This window comes from uncultured Corynebacterium sp., assembly GCF_902489365.1.
GTDB lineage: Bacteria > Actinomycetota > Actinomycetes > Mycobacteriales > Mycobacteriaceae > Corynebacterium.
Map to the genome: position 1 here is coordinate 1 of NZ_CABTZR010000028.1, position 17144 is coordinate 17144.

Consider the following 17144-nt stretch of genomic DNA (forward strand, 5'->3'; position numbering starts at 1 on the left):
ACTTCGCGCAGGCTCAATTGTCATTTCGGATGCACGCCGACGGCTTATCAACGATCACCTTATGGAACTCGCTGTTACCCCCTCCTTACGCATCACCCTAGACATTAAGAACCAAGGCGGAGAGGTCAAATCTTCCCTAGTTGAGGGCTTTGACGAAGCACTTACCAATCTTGAATTTCTTAACTACTGGATCGAAAACGAATCGTTTGACATCGGGGAAAACGAAGTCCGGTGGAAACTCAACGACTACGACTTCACACCTCAAAGGCAACGCCTGCGAATCTTTCAAGACATCAACGCCTTGTGCGAACTCCTCAACGTCGACACCTCGCTACTGCATGTTCGCGACTTCGATACCAACCTCGACATGCTGGAGAATATTGTCAAGTACTTCGTGTACGGTGGCAAGTTCTCCCTCCCCGACGAACAACCTCACAAACTTATGGTCGGACTTGGAAAATGGCAGCTTCGCTTCTTTGCTTCCCACCGCAACAACGAAGAATTTGCGACCATCAAAAGCGTTGGAGACCTCGACAATGGGCAGTTTTGGTGGGTTGCCAAAGACGACCCCGAGGTCCACACGCGCATTACTGCATTTGAAGTTCTCACGGCAGAAGAAATCTCAACCACACTCAACCTTGGACTTGAGCACATCACCGAGGCATATGAGATGTATGTGGATAACGACAGGAGAACCAACTTCGCCAACGAGACCGTGCTGAAACTTATCGAGGCCGCGGACTTACAGCCACGACGCGCCACGGAACTGCTCAGAGGAGCCAGAAAACTTGCCACCTGGCTCTTCACCGAACCCGAATTTTCCGAGATTGCGCAGGTAAACGTGTGGCAAATTGATAAGCGGCTCGGGAATCTGACTGACGCTGACCTTACGGATATTCGACTTTTTCGCGAAAGCCTGCCAGCCAATCACCACTATATAGCACCGTTAAAAGCAGGAGCCTCAATCCTGCTGGGGCAGCCCGACGAAACCGCATTTTGGTTGGAACGAAGCCGCGAAGATGACCGCACCCGGTTCAAGGAAACTCCGATTTACCAGTTGCACACGGACCCGGAACTCACATCGAGATACGTGGATGCAACGCCGCGGCCAGAAGCTAAATGGAAGCAGTACGAAAGAAAGTGCATTGAGGAGTCCGTTCTCAAGGAACTCCCGCGCTAACCAGACAAGGCCGGAACTTCGGCAAAAGAGTCACGGGACCCTTTAGCTCTTTGGGCACACTCGACCCCTGTCACAAACTGCTCCCTAGTGAGTAGTGTGCCTGCCTAACAGGGAATTTATCGTCCCCGATCCCGTTCGACGCCAATGCGATTGCTCGGAGCGAACTTACCTACGCCGGACCCGAAGTCTCAGCAACACCCAACTCCACCGGCGTCCACACATCCAGCTCCGGGTCGCTCAGCGTCTGCGCCACCTCGGCGATCTCCTCCTTGAACGCCTCCTGGTCGAGTTCCGGCACCTGTGGCACTGCCAGTACCGGCACAGGATTTTCACGCTCCAGGACATACTTGCACCATGCGAGGTAGTCGGCATCGACTTCACCGCTGTCCTCTAGCTCACCCACAAAAGCGAGTAACCCCTGATGTTCTCGGTAGTTGCTGGCCTGGCGACGCAGGGTTTCCAACTCGAACGCGCGCCCTTCACGAACCCTCAAAACTTCGGCGGCGTGGTCTTTACGACGCTGCCACGACGCCTCCGCTTCACGTTTGAAGTCACTGTCGCAACTGGTAAAGAATCTCTCGACGGCGGTCTGTGTCATACGCGTCGCCAGCGCCGTGTCTAGGCGACGGGGGTTACTCTTTGTGTCGTTTACCTTATTCCACCCCATTTCAATACTGAGCAAGGCATTGGGCACATGGTCATACACAGGACCCATGACCCTCGTCTTGTCCCAGTTGTAGCGATTGAACTCTGCTTTTTCTTTCCTGGTTGGCTCGCGTTCTATCTTGTCAGTCTGCTCGGTGACTGTAATCTCCCGGCCAGCGACATAGACACCTGTGCGTGACGGCGTGTTCCACTTCCTCGACTCAATTTCTCGCGAATTCACCTCCCACCCAATCCGTTCGGCCTCGGTGAAAAGCACATGAAGTAGCCGCCTTGCACGCGGCGCAGCTTTCGCGGAGACATCAAAGTTGGCTTTGTCAGTAAACAGCGCAACCATCGGGTGCAACTTGCTCACTTGTCGCTCCCCGGAAAGAAGCAGACGTGAGCTTTCTGTAAGAACCACCTCGTCGACAAACCCGGCCTGTACATGCGTCGGCCACCACGAGTTCCAGCCTTCTTCCTTGAGGTTAAAGACAAGACGACGTGAGCGCTGCTTTTCTTGCGCCACGCGTTGCGCAGCCTTAAGACGGGGTTCCCACTCGCGCTCAAACTCCTCCTTGCTGCTCTTGACGCGAAAGAAGCCGCGGTGCGCGCCCTCGATAGCGGCAAGGAGCTGTTGTGCTTCCCCAACGGTCGGCGTAACGCGGGAACGATACGGGGTGGCGGGGCGATTGGGGGTGGTCACGACTCGCTCGCTACCCATGGCCGGCCCGCCAACAGTAGCCTTCTTCTTTTTCTTCGGCCGAAGTGGCTCCGTACCTGTGAGCACCCGCTTGCCGCGCTCGGTGATGGTTGCCGTCCATGCGTCGCCATGTCCTTTAATCTTCACCAGCTCGTAGCCTTCGAGACTGCGGGCGGAAATCTTGTAGTTGCCGCTGGGTGCCGAGTCTTCGGGGCAACCAGAGTTCACCCATTCCAGGACGGTGCGCTGGAGGTCGCTGAGCTGTTGTGGGGCCATAGGGAGATTATCTCGGGATACTTACCTAAGTGCAGGGCGAAATGCTTTTGGCCTGGAATTGGCCCCTCATCGAGGGGTAGCAAATTTGATGTTACGGGGTAGGTTTCTAGAGGGGCCGTCTAGGCTGAGGTCAGAGAGTTTACTGACACCCCTACACTCGGGGGTATTTCTCGGGGGATAATTCCGTTCCATTGACCAGCGACAACCAAATATTTGACAAAATAATCAGCAAGTTACTGTTGCGCGCGCGTTCAATTTTGTTCTTCTACACTTACGCTTAAGGCATTGCTCCTCACCGTTCCCAGCAATGGGGGTTGGTGAGGTTTTTCTAGCCTGGAGAACACATGCGGTTCCAACGGCGGTGAGCTCAGCCGCCGCACGCGCTGTGTGTGCCTTCCCCTACTGCAGCGCACTACAGGGTGCAATCTCACGGTCCAATCCCGCTGATTAAAGGAGCTTTCCTACGGTGTGCTGGCTACCATTCCATCTGTGACTAACAGATTCCGCCACCTGCCACCGCCCGGCCCCGCGTGGGGCGGCAGCCTCATGGGCACCTCCATCGTTTCCCGGCTGCTCGTTGAGGAAGACATGCTGGTTGGCTCCGCCATCTTCGCAGCGCTAGCCTGCGTCATTCTTCTCGTTCTCACGGTCGGCTTCGCCCTCTACCGCCAGCCCAGCTTCGCGCGGACCTCCATGGCGGAATGGTCCATGTACTTCATCGGCATCCTGGCGCTCGGCGCAGCACTATCGGGTTTGACGGATATCGGAACCTTCCGCCTCGTGGGCTTCTGGATAGGAGGCCCCGTCACCGTCATCACGTGGGCCATCCAGCTCACCCGTTTCGACGGTCAGCCGCGCTTTACCTGGGGCCTGCCGCTGGTCGGCCCCATGATTTCCTCCTCCGTGGCCGGCTTCCTCGCCCTCGACTACGGGCGCGCTTATCACATCATGGGTACCGTACTTTTTGTCATGTCGCTTTCTACGGCGGTCCCCATCTTCATCCGCGTGTACTGGGCCGCCTGGCACGGCAAAGTCAATCTCACAGGCGCCAACTCCGCGACGGCATGGGTGCCGCTGGGCGTGGTAGGCCAATCCACCACCGCAATGCAGATTCTCTACCCCGGTAGTTTCTCTGTCTACTACGGGCTTACCGCCATGGTGATCGCCATCCCCCTCGTGCTTTATGCGATGTTCACCTTCTACCCCAACGTTGCTCGCTGGGTGGATTACTCGCCTGCGTGGTGGGCGTGTACCTTTCCGCCGGGAACAATCAGCATGGGCGGGCACCAAGTAGCCCTGGTGAATGGTTCTGAGCTCTTGGACCTCATCGCGCTCAGTATCCCACTGCTCCTCGTCGCTCACTGGACCGCCTGTTCATGCAGGTTTATCAGTTGGCTCCGAGAGAAACCTTCACGCACAGCTCAACGGGGCTAGCCCTCCTACCGGACTAGCCCCGTTGAGCGGCAGCGTTCAGGAATGCAAATTCTTAGTTCTCAGCCTTGGTGAACTGGATGATCTGGCCCTGGCTGCCCAATGCGAAGGTGTTGCCTTCCACCGGCATGAGCACCGGCTTAGCAGAGAGGATGGTGTTCAGCGCATCGGCATCGGCCATCTCATCAGGGGCGCAGGCACGCTGCGTCGAGATCAGGTTGTCCACCACGATGGCATCGGTTTGATCCAGCTTGTAGCTGCCGTTACCGACGTTACAACCATCGTCGAAGTTCAGGGTTCCATCGTCATTGAAGGTCACCGAGATCGCGGGGTTCTTCTTTGCGGCAAAGGTACCGTTGAGAACCTTCTGTGCTTCATCAGCCGGCAGCTTGTCCTGCAGGCCGTCGACGTCCTCGTACTTCTCAACCAAGTCAGAGCCTTGCGGTGCCTCCGGGTCCTTCGAGGAGGAGAAGGAGTCGCCGAAGAGGCGCGAGCTCAGCTCCTGAATCTGGCTGGACTTCGCGGAATCAACTGAGGATAGTTCTTGTGCACCGGCAGTACCGGCACCCAAGGCGCCACCCGCGAGGGCGACGAACGCAGTTGCAGTGGTTACTTTCTTCAGTGTGCGTGAAATCATGGCTCCGAAGCTATCGGCCGCGGCCGCCAACATCAACCCATTTCATGCGTTTCCGATGATATTTTGAGGCAACTCTACGACTCCCCTATCCCTTTACAGGCCGCAGACTAAAACACAGAAAGTGGCCAACCTCCTGTTTAGGGGTTGGCCACTGATAAGGAAGGTTACTTACTTCTCTTCAGGAGTATCGACCTTGACGAACTGAATTGCCTGTCCCTGTTTGACCAATGCGATGGTGGTGTCATCAATGGAATAGACCTGTGGCTTCTTCGGAACGATGACGTTGAAATCGTGAACGTCGACCATCACGTCGGGCTCGCAAGCCTTCATAGTGGTTATGACGTCGTTAATCTCTAGGGCGCCGGTGTCCTCCGCGATAGCGTATGTACCGTTACCGAGGTTACAACCATCAGAAACTCCTACGGTTCCATCCGGTTGGAAGGAAAGCCCGATCTTATCGTTCTTCTTCGCAACGAAGCTGCCGTTGAGAACCTCCTTGGCTTGTTCTGCCGTCAGAGGTTCCGTGAGGCCCTCCACGTCCTCTACCTTTTCAATCAGGCCAGAACCTTCCGGTGCTTCTGGGTTCTCGGGGTTCTCTGGAGAAGGGTTCGAGCTACCAAACAGTGTTGAGCTCAGCTGTGTCAACTCACCGGAGCTAGAGCCGAAGGAGATTCCGGAGGAAGGCTCTGCTGCAGAGGCAGCCCCGGTTCCGAGTGCCGTGCCAGCGAATGCGGCGAAGGTTGTGGCGATGGTTACTTTCTTGAATCTGGGTGACAACATGGCCCTGAAGCTATGCAGGATAGTTTCCTATGGCAATGTTTTTCATACATTTCCTATGATGTTGACATGTTCTCCCAATGTCGCCGGAGGCCAGTTTTCCCCGCTTGCCACAGCCATGCTGGCAGCAGAAAACACCTGGTTGAACCACTAAAACCAGATTAAGAGGTGCGCTTGACGTAGCCCATGCGGGGCCGGAAGCCCTGCGGGTGCTTCATCTGCGCCACAGCATCCCCGATGATCATGCGGTGGCGGGCGCTGACGGACGTCGGCATCTGCGCCACGGAGAACCACCGTGCGTCAAGGTTCTCTTCGTCGGAGATGACCGGCTCCGCATCATCCGGCACGGAAACACGAATGGCGGTATCCATGTACATGCATTTGTCCCCATTGGGGCAGACCACGGGGCCCACCTGCCCCACCCCAAGAAGCGCTTCGATGCACCCGTCAAGACCAATCTCTTCTTTAACCTCACGCAGTGCGGTCGCCGTAATCTCCTCACCCGGCTCACAGATCCCAGAGATGGGACCCCACGTGCCGTTATCGGCACGCTGGGCCAGCAGCACTGAGGGCAGCTCCCAGATGGCGGAGCCGGTAGGCACGGCCCGCACAATAACTGCGGTCACGCTGGGCAAAAAGAGCTGCTCGTGGCCGATTTTCTCACGCAGGGACACAATAAAATCAGGAGTGGGCATGGGCACCATCTTAGCGCCTTAGACCTGCGCCAGAATCTCCGGCAGGAGTTCCTCGATCTCGGAGGCAGGTGTAAACGACATCTGCGCTTCCGACCCATCCGCGCACCCCTCACTGCTGGCCGCCGCATCAGTGGTGCCCGAGAGGACCCCTACGATCACGTCCTCATAAGGGCTGCCCTGCGCGCCATACACCGGGGCTCCTGAATCGCCGTGCGTGGAGCACACCTGGGCGCGTGCCGCGACGGTCTCCACCGTGCGGTCATCAAACTGGAGTTTCCCGTTCGCCTCACCGTGCGTGAGCGGGCCGCAGGTCTCACCGGTGATGCGTCCCAGCTTGCAGACACTGTCAGGCAACATGTGTTCATCCGCTGCGACGACGGTGGTAGGCATGTCCCGCGGGACATAGAACTCAGCGTCCCTGGTGATTTCCACCAAAGCGAAATCCAGTTGGTGCGTCGCCGGCGCGCTGAGATCGGAGTAGATAATGGTGCCGACGGGCTCTGCCGGGTAGACAAATTCACCGTCTGCAGCGCCTGCCCACACGGTATCCCCCGGCTCACCGCAATGGGAGGCGGTGACGGCGATGGTGCGGGCGTCGTCAAGCACGAAGCTCCACGCCACCGTGCACAGGTTGAAGTCAAAGGCTTCGCCGGGAACGGGCTGCGTGGTCGAAATATCCAATGCCGCGCCTGGAGGCACCGGGGAGGAATCCGGCGAGTGCACCTGCGGCTCAGCTGACGCGACGGTGGAGTAGACAGCTGAGCTGGAGGCTGCCTTCTGTACGGGTCCGGCGCCCATCGGCACGGTGCACCCGGCCAGCGCCAATCCCGCTGTGCTCAGTACCCCAAGGAGGCGCCGGCTAGTCTTCCGTCGCGGATGCAGCCTCACCCGAGTCCGCCTTATTCTCCTTATTTTCCTTCTCCATCTCCGCGACCTGCTTCATGTCACGGATGAACTTCTCTGGGTCAAATTCGGTGAAATACTCCGGGCCTGAGAATTGTTCCTGTCCCATTGTCTTAAACCTCCGTGCTCTTGATGTACTGCGTGATGTAATCCTTCACCGCCGCTGCATCATTGGGCAGATCCGTAACATGGCGCTCGGCGTCCAAGATGCCGGCGAAACGCTCCGGCACCTCCGGTTCAGCCCCGATGGCTTCAGCGATGGTCTCCGCAAACTTCACCGGCAGGGCGGTCTCCAGGCAGATGATGGGGGTGTCGACCCCATACTCTTCCTGTACCGCGCGGGCGACCTTGATGCCGTCCGCGGTGTGCGGATCCACCAGCACGTCGTAGCGCTCGTGGACATCCTTAATGGTGGCGAGGCGGTCCGCGTGGGTGGAGGAACCGGACAGAAAACCGTACTCCGCGCGGGCGGCGTCAAGCGCCTGCTTATCGACGTTGAACCCGCCTTCCTTCACCTTCGTCCCGAACAGCTCCTTAATCTGCGCGGCATCGCGGCCCAACAGATCGAAAGCAAAGCGCTCAAAGTTCGATGCGCGGGAAATATCCATCGACGGCGAGGACGTCTTGTACGTCTGCTCCGAGGAACGCGGGCGGTAGCTGCCCGTGCGGAAAAACTCATCGAGAACGTCATTCTCATTGGTTGCGACGATGAGTTTGTCGATGGGCAGGCCCATCTGGCGGGCGATGTGGCCGGCACAGATATCACCGAAGTTGCCGGTGGGCACGCTAAAGGAGACCTTCTCGGTGTTCTCGGTGGTGACCTTGAGGTAGCAATTGATGTAGTAAACCACCTGCGCCATGAGGCGGGCCCAGTTAATGGAGTTGACCGCACCGATGCGGTTCTCGGCCTTGAAGTTGGCGTCGGCCGAAACCGCCTTGACCACGTCCTGGCAATCATCAAACACACCATCCAGGGCGATGTTGCAGATATTAGGGTCATCCAGGCCGAACATCTGGGCTTGCTGGAAGGGCGTCATGCGCCCGGCCGGGGTCAGCATGAAAACGCGGATACCCTTGCGCCCGCGCATCGCGTACTCCGCCGAGGAACCGGTATCACCGGAGGTAGCACCCAGAATGTTGAGGGTCTCGCCGCGGCGAGCCAGCTCGTATTCAAAGAGCTCGCCCAGCATCTGCATGGCCATATCCTTGAAGGCAGCCGTCGGCCCCTCAGAGAGATGGCCAATGTAGAGGCCCTCCCCCAGTTCGCTGACGGGGACGATCTCCTCATGGTCAAACTTCGGGTAGGAGTAGGCGCGCTGGGCAATTCCTTCGAGGTCTTCTGCCGGAATATCATCCACGAAGAGCTTAAGCACCTCCGCGGCCAAGGCCGCGTAGCCGCCCTCAGCCAAGGTCTGGCGCCAGCTAGTCAGTGTGGCGTCGTCGATGCGGGGGTAAGTTTCCGGCAGGTAGAGCCCACCATCAGGGGCCAAACCTCCGAGGAGGATATCCGTAAAGGCGGCTGGCTGGCGGGCGGTATCGCGGGTCGAAATGTACTTCACCCCCTGCATCTTAGTTGGTGCCGCGTAAAGTATCAGCCATGTCGGTTCCTCATCCTCGCAATGTAATTACCACTAAGGCTCTCTCTGTGTGGGTAGCTGCAGTGTTGGTCTACATCGTGGCAATTACCGGACGCACATCTTTTGGCGTAGCGGGGCTTGAGGCCATTGATCGCTTCGAGGTCGATGCCTCGCGCATTGCTGTTTTCACCTCTGTACAACTGGGCATTTATTCACTGGCGCAGATCCCGACGGGCATGCTCATTGATAAGTTCGGCCCACGGCGCTTGCTCGTTATCGGCTCCATCATTATGGGACTCGGTCAAGTGCTTCTCGGCTTCACGAGTAATTATTGGGTAGCCATCGCCGCCCGCCTGCTCATCGGCGCGGGTGATGCCACCGCCTTCCTCTCTGTGATGCGCATCCTGCCCTATTGGTTCCCGCTGCATCGCACCCCCATGTTCACGCAGGTCACCTCCTCGCTGGGACAGCTGGGGCAGTTTATCTCTGCCCTACCTTTTGCCATGCTGCTGGGCTGGGGCGGGTGGACCATGGCCTTCGTTACCTTGGGCGCGGTGGGCATTCTCATCGCTGTCGCCGCCGCAGTGGCAGTTGCTGATTCCCCAGAAACGCTCGGAATCGTAAAGAAGCCGAAGGAAAAGCCGAACGCGCAGCCAGAAAGCATGGGCGCGCTGCTCTCACAGGTTTTCCGTTCGCCCGTGGCCTGGCAGGCATTCTTCATTCACTGGGTCGGACTTGCCGCCACCAACGTGTTTGTCATGCTGTGGGGCATGCCCATGATGACGGCGGGCATGGGATTTTCCAAGACCAGCGCCGGTTGGGCCCTGACGTGGTTTACCGTGTGCATGGTGCTGGTGGGCCCCCTGCACGGCAGGTTATCGTCCAGGGCCCGAGGTTTCCGCCCCTGGCTCGCCTTAGCGTTTGTGGCTATCCACTGCGCGGTGTGGGTCCTCTTCTTCCTCTTCGGCGGCAGCTACCTCTCACTGATCATCCTCATCAGCGTGGTGTCCTTGTGCACACCGGTGGCAAATTATGGATTCGACATTGTCCGTGAAAACCTTGATCGCCGCGTCGTCGCGACGGCAACGGGCCTGGGCAACATGGGCGGTTTCCTGGCCACAGTCATCGGCGCCCAACTCGTCGGCGTAGTACTAGACCACTTGGACCATGGGCCGGACTACCCGTTCTCTGATTTCCAGCTTGCCGCCTGGGCGGTCTTCGGTGTCTGGTGCATCGGCATCGCGGGTGTCCTCATCACGCACTTCCTGCGCAGCCGGGGTGAGGAGGACGGCCCACACGCCAGAATCGTCCAGGTGAGTTAGTACAAGGCTGAGCTACTGGAGGGGCAGGGCGCTCAACGACGCCTCAAGGGGCACCCCGTTGGCCACTTCGAAGACACCCAGCCCGCCGCCGATGGGAACGAGGATGGCGATGCTCACTCCCACTACGGTCCTGAGAAGATCGCGCAGTTTTCGTCGTTTCTCCACCTCAACGCACCAACCTTTATCGTTTCGTTATCTGTGCGTGTGAGCTTAAGAGCCGCGCCTGCAAGGCAAATCCTGATTGACTGCGCATCTCCTGCCAGACCCTGTGATTTCAGTGCCAGCGTTGCCAGCCGGGGGCTATTCAGCAGGGGTCGACTCCACGAAGATCGGCCCCTCCACCGGGGCAACGATGCCCGCGTCGAAGGCAGAGAGCGTCCCCTTGGCCTCTTCCTTCGTGATGGCGCCCGCCTCAACCGCCTTGTCCAGATCGGCTTCGAGGATCTGGCGGGACCTGTACCTATCCGACGCCACTGAAAGCAGACCACGCGGGACCGATTCCGACGGGATCCCCAGCGCCTCCGCCAGGGCCACGATGCGGTCATTTTCGGTGGGGTCAAGGTGGACATTCACTGACTGATCCTGCGGCACGCCACCATTGACGACCTGCTCCACAGTCAGCGCACCCTCCGGTACGTGATTCCTCTCCGTGATCCACCAGCCTGCACCGACGACGGTGATGACGGCCGCCATCACGAGGACCCATACGGCGATGATCTGCTTGGACTTCACGGGCATAATTCTAGGCTTCCCTTTAGCTCATTGGATTAATCCACGCTCGGCCCAAACGTGCCAAAGGAGGTCCCGTGCGGAGGATGCGGTGGATCGAGGCGCTCGGAAAGTGCATCGATGATGGAGCGGATGGTGGACTCCGCTGTGGAGCGGTCAAGGTTGGTGCGGCGTGATGTATCAGGTTTCGAAACGTCGGAGTGGACGCGGGGCTTGGCGACGTCCACGTGCATCACCGTCCCCTCCACGCTCAGCGCGGCTGCGGGATCGCACCCAGCAGCGCGGGCCGCGGCAAGGAAGGCTTCGAGGTCCGCGAGGGTGGCATCGCTCAGGTCGAGGGATAGGTTGAGGCTCATAGTGTGCTCCTTAGAAGGCTGGGAAGGTAACTGCTGCCCAGGCTATCGGCTTAGCGCCGGTATGAACAGGGTACGGCACCAAGATCAGGGTTAGATCCGGGTAGGCTCAGGGGCCGGCTAAGGGGGTAGGACAGCTGCTTTTAGTCGTGCTCGAAGGATTCCGCCTCCCCCCAGAACACCTCGTCGACCACCTTGCGGGCGTGGCGGGTGATCTTGAGGTAATGGTCGAGAAAATCCTGGTTATGTTCGGGATCCCACCCTGCAGCGCCAGCCACCTGCGCCAGCTGCGGCCCCGGTGCCGGCAGCTGGTCCACGCGCTTGCCGCGAACCAATACCAAAGCGTTTCGGGCATCGGTGGCCAAGAGCCAGGCCTCCCGCAGCTCCTGTACCTGGTGCACAGGTATGACTTCATTGTCTTCGAGGGCATCGAGGACGCGCAGCGTGGACGGCTCATGCAGCGCCGGTACCTCGTGGGCATGCATCATTTGGAGCAGTTGGACGGTCCATTCGATATCCGTCAACCCACCGCGCCCCAGCTTGGTGTGGGTATTGCGGTCCGCACCACGCGGTAGGCGCTCGTTGTCAACGCGCGCCTTCATACGACGAATGTCACGGATGGTCTTCTCGCTCACGCCCTTTGGCGGGTAACGGAAAGCATCCACCATGGTGAGGAAACGCTGGCCAACGTCCTCATCACCCGCCACAAAGGCAGCGCGGAGCAGTGCTTGCATCTCCCACGGCTCGCCCCACTGGGAGTAGTAGCGCTCATAGGACTCAATGGAGCGCACGACCGCCCCCGAGCGCCCCTCAGGCCGCAAACCAAGGTCTACGTCCAAGGGCGGATCTCCGGACGGTTTTGCCAGACGGCGACGCAGCTTCTCAATGATGCCGATGGCCCACGGCAGCGCCTCCTCTTCCGGGTTGCCTGCAACTGGCTCCGCTACCACGATGACATCGGCGTCCGAGCCAAAACCCAGCTCCATCCCGCCGAGCCGCCCCATGCCGATCACGGCGATGCGAGCCGGTGGTTCGTTATCGTCGTTCTCCAGCCGCCACGCCCTGACCTCGGCGCGGAGCGCTGCCTCCAACACCGCATTCCAGATGGTGGACAGCTCGTAACAGACTTGCTGAACCGGCAGGAATCCCAGCAGATCCGCTGCGGCAATTCGTGCTAACTCCGCGCGGCGAAGAGACCGCGCGACCGAGACAGCCTTGTCCGGGTCCGCATGGCGCTTGGTGGAATTGACCAAGGCGGAAGACACTTGTTCGGGTTTGGTTTCTAGGAGCTTGGGCCCGGCCGCGCCGTCGGAGAGCTGTTTGACGACGTCTGGCGCCCGAATGATGAGCTCCGACGTAAACGGCGAGGTGCCCAGAATTTTCATGAGGCGTTGGCCGACGACGCCTTCGTCGCGAAGCATGCGCAGGAACCAGGTTCGGTCGTAGGCTGCTTCCGAAAGCTTGCGGTAGTTCAACAAACCCATGTCTGGATCCGCGGTGTTCGAGAGCCACTCCATCAACGTGGGCAGCAAGATGGCCTGGATGCGGGCCTTGCGCGACTGGCCTGCGGCCAAGGATGTGAGGTGTTCGAAGGCGCGGTCTGGGTGGCGATATCCCAGCGCCGCCAGCTGCAGGAGGGCCGCCTCGCGCGACAGCTTGAGCTCGTCCGCTGACATCGATGCCACGGAATTGAGCAGCGGGCGGTAGAACAAGCGCGAGTGGAGCTCAGAGATAAGCAAGCGAATCTTCCGAAGATGGGCGTTCATCCGATCCGCCGCCGACTGGTGGCCCTGCGGATGGAAACCCGAGTTGATGGCCAGCCACTCGAGCGCCTTGTGGTCATCCTTCGCCGGCAACGTATGCGTTCGGCGGAAGCGCTCCACTTGGAGGCGGTGCTCCAGCAGACGCAGAAACTCGTAGGCTTCAATGAGCTGGGTGCCATCCTCGCGCCCTACATACCCGGCGCGCACAAGTGCGGCGAGCGCATCGACCGTCGCGAGCGTGCGCAACGAATCATCCGAGCGACCATGCACCAACTGCAGCAATTGGACTGCGAACTCTACATCGCGCAGACCCCCCTCCCCGAGTTTGAGCTCTCGAAGGCGCATCTCTTCTGGGACGTTCTCGAGCACGCGTCGGCGCATAGCCTGTACGTCTTCAACAAAGGACTCCCGTTGCGAGGCAGTCCACACCATGGGCCCGATCTGGCTCACGTAGTCCTTGCCTAGGGGCAGGTAGCCGGTCTGCGGTCGCGCCTTCAGTTGTGCCTGGAACTCCCAGGTCTCCGCCCACCGCTTGTAGTAGGCCACGTGCGAATCCAGGGTCCGAACGAGAGCGCCGGACTTTCCTTCCGGCCGCAGGTTGGCGTCGACCTCGAAGAAGCAGGCCGAGCCGATTCGATTGAACTCCGATGCTAGGCGCGTAACCTTCGGCGTCGCCTCCGAGCCCACGAAGATAACGTCCACGTCGGAGATATAGTTCAACTCCCCCGCGCCACACTTGCCCATCGCGATAACTGCCAGCTGCGCATCGAGGGGCTCATCGCCATAGACCACACGGACCGCACCTGCGAGCGCGGCCGTCAAGGCGGCATCTGCGAGAGCCGTCGTCAGCCTGGTGACTTCACGAAACCCCACTCGTGGTTGCGGCCGCGACTGCCCCTTGCGGGAGTGAAAGGTACCGGCGAGGTCATGCGCGGCGATGCGCATCATCAGCGTCCGGTATGCCACCTTGAGCGATGCTTTGTGGTCACCAGGGGATGCGCGGTAGGTGCCGGGCGATGTCAGCTCGGGGTTCGCCGTGTCTGGGTGGTCCGGTTGCTCAGCGTACGTCGCCGGTTCCGCCCCCACCTCGTCCAATAGTGTGTTCAGCATTTCCGTTGGGGTAGGCAACGGGCGCTGCAGTTCTTGCCAGGTCTCCGGGTGGGCGGCGAGGTGATCACCGAACGCCGAGGATCCGCCCAATAGGGCGAGCAGCCGAACTCGAAGGGTTTCGTCTTCACGCATCGCTGGCCCAATCTCGGGCGCTCCCTCGAAGATCCTCATCAAGGTGTTGAGGGCCATGTCGGGATCGCCGGTTCCGGCCAGTGTCCACAGCAGCTCCAGGGATTCTGGATTATCCCACTCGAGACGGGAAAGATCCTCCGCAGCAGTTGGCCGGGTAAGGCCAAGAGTCGCCGGGGACGGTACTGACGCTGGACGCATGCTACTCCTAGAAGTTCAGGTTGTTACGCAATTCGAATGCGGTGATCTGTTGCTGGTACTCATGCCACTCGTCCCACTTTGCGCGTAGGAAGTACTCAAAGACGTGCTCGCCGAGGACCTCTGCCATGAATTCGGAGCGCTCAAACTCTCGGAGTGCTTGGTCCAAGCTGCTGGGCAGGTCCTTGTACCCCATCGCACGGCGCTCACGGCGGGTCAGCTGATGGACATTGTCCTCGGCCGGATCACCGAGCTCATAGCCTTCCCTGATACCGCGCAATCCGGCGGCCAGGAGAACCGCATATCCCAGGTAGGGGTTCATCGCTGAATCTAGAGAGCGAATCTCTACCCGTCGCGACATTTCCTTGGACAGGCGGTAAGTCGGTACTCGGACGAGGGCCGAGCGGTTAGACACGCCCCAGGTCACCGACCCCGGGGCTTCGCTACCAAACATCAGGCGCTTGTAAGAGTTGGTCCACTGGTTGGTGATCGCCGTCATTTCCACTGCATGCTCAAGAATGCCGGCGATGAACTGCCGTCCCGTACTAGAGAGGGAAATCTCATCGTCGGGGTCGTGGAAGGCGTTGGAATCACCTTCAAACAGACTGAGGTGGGTGTGCATTCCCGATCCCGAGCGGTCTTCGAAAGGCTTGGGCATGAATGTGGCATGCACGCCCTGTTGGGAAGCCACCTCCTTGATGAGGTAGCGGAACGTCATGATGTGGTCTGCCATGGACAGCACATCAGCATGACGCAAGTCGATCTCCTGCTGCCCGGGTGAGGTTTCATGGTGACTGAATTCCGTAGCGATGCCCATGGATTCCAGCGCATACATCGACCGGCGGCGAAAACTCGGGGCGTTATCGTGGGTGGCTTGGTCGAAGTAACCGCCGTTGTCGGTGGCAATGAGGTTGTTGATATCGCGCGCATCCTCAAGGAGATAAAACTCGATCTCCGGTGAGGCCTTACACGTGAATCCTTCATTGGCCGCCTCTGTGACTTGCCGGCGCAGGATGTGGCGCGGATCCACTAGAGAAGGGTGCCCATCGGGCTGGGTGATATCGCAGAACATGCGCGCTGACAACAGCTCTGGTTCTTCTTTATCGAAGGGCATGATCTGGAACGTTGAGGGATCCGGCATGGCGATAGTATCGGCCTCTGAGATACGGGAGAATCCCTCCACCGAGGAGCCATCGAAGCCAACACCTTCCTCGAAGGCAGATTCCAATTCGGAGGGGCTCATCACCACAGATTTCAACGCCCCTAGGATGTCAGTGAACCAAAGGCGGATGAAGCGGATATCGCGTTCTTCAACTGTACGAAGGACGAATTCGTGTTGGCTGTTCATGTTTTAAACCCTACCGCCGCGCGCCGAAGCCGCGGCTGGGCGTTTGCTCTTTTGCCCCCGCAGCGTCATCTATCACCCCAGTTGGCAAGAGTATCTCGGGGGCAAATTTTTTCGACCTTCCGAACCCTTGTCGCTGCCACATGCTTGAATGGCTCCATATCCAAACTGATGTACGAACAAAGATAGGAATGTGATTTCCATGAGCACCAACCACGCAACACTGAGCGAGCAAGGACTCGACCTCATTATCCGGGCGGCCCAACGAGGATGGTCTCCGAAGGATCTTCTTCACGTCGTGGGCGACTTTTGCCACCCGCTCATTTATCGTGCCGCCGGCCAGGTACCCGCGCAGATTAGTTCCACTGCGTTGCGCAAGGAGTGGTTGAGTTTGACTCCGCCTGCTTCGATGACCATGTCCACCGATGAACTGACACGGCTCATCGAAGCAACCATGTTGCTTCCGATACTTCGTGACGTTGACGTGCTCGTGCCTGAGAAAAATAGCTCCCAGTCAGCGCATAGCAGCAAGGAGGATAAAATCCGCACCAAAATCTCCCACCTTCTGCGGAAGGCCGAATCCACTCCCTACGAGGAGGAAGCCAGTGCGCTCATTGCCAAGGCACAAAGCCTGCAGCAACGACATCGGCTCGATGACACGCTCGATGCTTCGCCCAGTTCCGTGGTTTCCACGCGCCTTCACATCAGCGCCCCTTACATCAACCACAAGACCACTCTCCTCAGCATCATCGCGGATCGAAATGGATGCACTGTGTTGAAGCTTCACCCCAAAGGGATCATCACAGTCTTCGGAGCTAGAGAGGACGTCCACCATGTCACCGACCTCTTCGCTTCGCTTCTTCGGCAGTGTGAGTGGCACCTGCACCACGGAGAACACGCGAAAAGCGCACGCCAACTCGGCAGTGTTGCAGCTTTCCGCCGAAGCTTCATTTTGTCCTATGCCACCCGAATCGGTCAGCTCTTAGATAAGGCAAACACCACGCTGGGGCCACAAAGTACAGACGCAACAGCTTCCACAGCACGCAATCCGGGGCTTGGGCATGATGCAGTAGTCCTTGCCCAACAATCTTTATCAGCGGTGGAAGATCGCCGGCGTAGCGCAGAAGCGGCAGTAGATCAGCTCTTTCCCAACGCCCGCACCATATCTTTAGCTATGGGGAGCCGAGCAGGCGTGTCCGCCGGGGCATCCGCTGCGGAAAAGTCTCATTTGAGTGGTGACTCCTCAGGGCTGCCAGGACGTGCCCAACTCACTCGTTAGGGCGGACTCAAAGGCTGGCACAAGTGCTCTAATGACTAGGTAAACTAGATGGATGTGTAGAGGTTTTGTGCCTCCTCTTTAAATTTTCGCTCCCC

15 protein-coding genes are annotated in these 17144 nt (G+C 59.0%); 4 read left to right on the forward strand and 11 right to left on the reverse strand.

The window, feature by feature from the left end:
* Positions 1-1180, forward strand: a 1180-nt coding sequence (locus RDN59_RS05850) for a hypothetical protein (RefSeq protein ID WP_308607029.1), incomplete at its 5' end; no start/stop codon positions are given.
* Between the two features lie 169 nt (positions 1181-1349).
* On the opposite strand, the gene RDN59_RS05855 is transcribed toward RDN59_RS05850, so the two are convergent.
* On the reverse strand, positions 1350-2801 hold the full coding sequence (locus RDN59_RS05855; protein ID WP_308607030.1) for a hypothetical protein: 1452 nt from the start codon (positions 2799-2801) through the stop codon (positions 1350-1352).
* 546 nt (positions 2802-3347) lie between these two features.
* Here RDN59_RS05855 and RDN59_RS05860 point away from each other — a divergent pair.
* On the forward strand, positions 3348-4235 hold the full coding sequence (locus RDN59_RS05860; RefSeq protein ID WP_374044591.1) for a hypothetical protein: 888 nt from the start codon (positions 3348-3350) through the stop codon (positions 4233-4235).
* 52 nt (positions 4236-4287) lie between these two features.
* On the opposite strand, the gene RDN59_RS05865 is transcribed toward RDN59_RS05860, so the two are convergent.
* The 6 genes from RDN59_RS05865 to thrC form a co-directional block, all read right to left on the reverse strand.
* Positions 4288-4869, reverse strand: a complete 582-nt coding sequence (locus tag RDN59_RS05865) for an META domain-containing protein (protein WP_308607032.1) — start codon at positions 4867-4869, stop codon at positions 4288-4290.
* A gap of 168 nt (positions 4870-5037) precedes the next feature.
* Positions 5038-5649, reverse strand: a complete 612-nt coding sequence (locus tag RDN59_RS05870) for an META domain-containing protein (RefSeq protein WP_308607033.1) — start codon at positions 5647-5649, stop codon at positions 5038-5040.
* A gap of 158 nt (positions 5650-5807) precedes the next feature.
* Positions 5808-6341 (reverse strand): NUDIX domain-containing protein, encoded by a 534-nt coding sequence (locus RDN59_RS05875; protein ID WP_308607034.1) that lies wholly within the window; start codon positions 6339-6341, stop codon positions 5808-5810.
* An 18-nt stretch (positions 6342-6359) separates the two neighbouring features.
* Positions 6360-7139: a trypsin-like serine protease gene (locus RDN59_RS05880; protein ID WP_308607035.1), complete on the reverse strand. Its 780-nt coding sequence runs from the start codon at positions 7137-7139 to the stop codon at positions 6360-6362.
* Positions 7140-7200: 61 nt separating this feature from the next.
* The gene (locus RDN59_RS05885; protein ID WP_168162647.1) at positions 7201-7353 is read right to left on the reverse strand and encodes a hypothetical protein; all 153 of its coding nucleotides are present in this window, start codon (positions 7351-7353) and stop codon (positions 7201-7203) included.
* A 4-nt stretch (positions 7354-7357) separates the two neighbouring features.
* Positions 7358-8803 carry a threonine synthase gene (thrC, locus tag RDN59_RS05890; protein ID WP_308607036.1) on the reverse strand — a complete coding sequence of 482 codons (1446 nt, stop codon included), beginning with the start codon at positions 8801-8803 and terminating at the stop codon, positions 7358-7360.
* Between the two features lie 38 nt (positions 8804-8841).
* Here thrC and RDN59_RS05895 point away from each other — a divergent pair, with 38 nt between their 5' ends.
* Positions 8842-10143 carry an MFS transporter gene (locus RDN59_RS05895; protein WP_308607037.1) on the forward strand — a complete coding sequence of 434 codons (1302 nt, stop codon included), beginning with the start codon at positions 8842-8844 and terminating at the stop codon, positions 10141-10143.
* A 300-nt stretch (positions 10144-10443) separates the two neighbouring features.
* Here the strand turns inward: RDN59_RS05895 and RDN59_RS05900 are convergent, their stop codons facing one another.
* The 4 genes from RDN59_RS05900 to RDN59_RS05915 all read right to left on the reverse strand — a co-directional run bounded on the left by RDN59_RS05900 (position 10444) and on the right by RDN59_RS05915 (position 15773).
* The gene (locus RDN59_RS05900; protein WP_308607038.1) at positions 10444-10881 is read right to left on the reverse strand and encodes a hypothetical protein; all 438 of its coding nucleotides are present in this window, start codon (positions 10879-10881) and stop codon (positions 10444-10446) included.
* A 29-nt stretch (positions 10882-10910) separates the two neighbouring features.
* Positions 10911-11228, reverse strand: a complete 318-nt coding sequence (locus RDN59_RS05905; RefSeq protein WP_308607039.1) for a hypothetical protein — start codon at positions 11226-11228, stop codon at positions 10911-10913.
* 140 nt (positions 11229-11368) lie between these two features.
* The gene (locus RDN59_RS05910; RefSeq protein WP_308607040.1) at positions 11369-14428 is read right to left on the reverse strand and encodes a bifunctional [glutamine synthetase] adenylyltransferase/[glutamine synthetase]-adenylyl-L-tyrosine phosphorylase; all 3060 of its coding nucleotides are present in this window, start codon (positions 14426-14428) and stop codon (positions 11369-11371) included.
* A gap of 7 nt (positions 14429-14435) precedes the next feature.
* Positions 14436-15773: a glutamine synthetase family protein gene (locus RDN59_RS05915; protein WP_046647739.1), complete on the reverse strand. Its 1338-nt coding sequence runs from the start codon at positions 15771-15773 to the stop codon at positions 14436-14438.
* Between the two features lie 199 nt (positions 15774-15972).
* Between RDN59_RS05915 and RDN59_RS05920 the strand changes: the two genes are divergently transcribed.
* Positions 15973-17049 (forward strand): DUF2786 domain-containing protein, encoded by a 1077-nt coding sequence (locus RDN59_RS05920; protein WP_308607041.1) that lies wholly within the window; start codon positions 15973-15975, stop codon positions 17047-17049.
* The last annotated feature ends 95 nt before the right edge of the window (positions 17050-17144 follow it).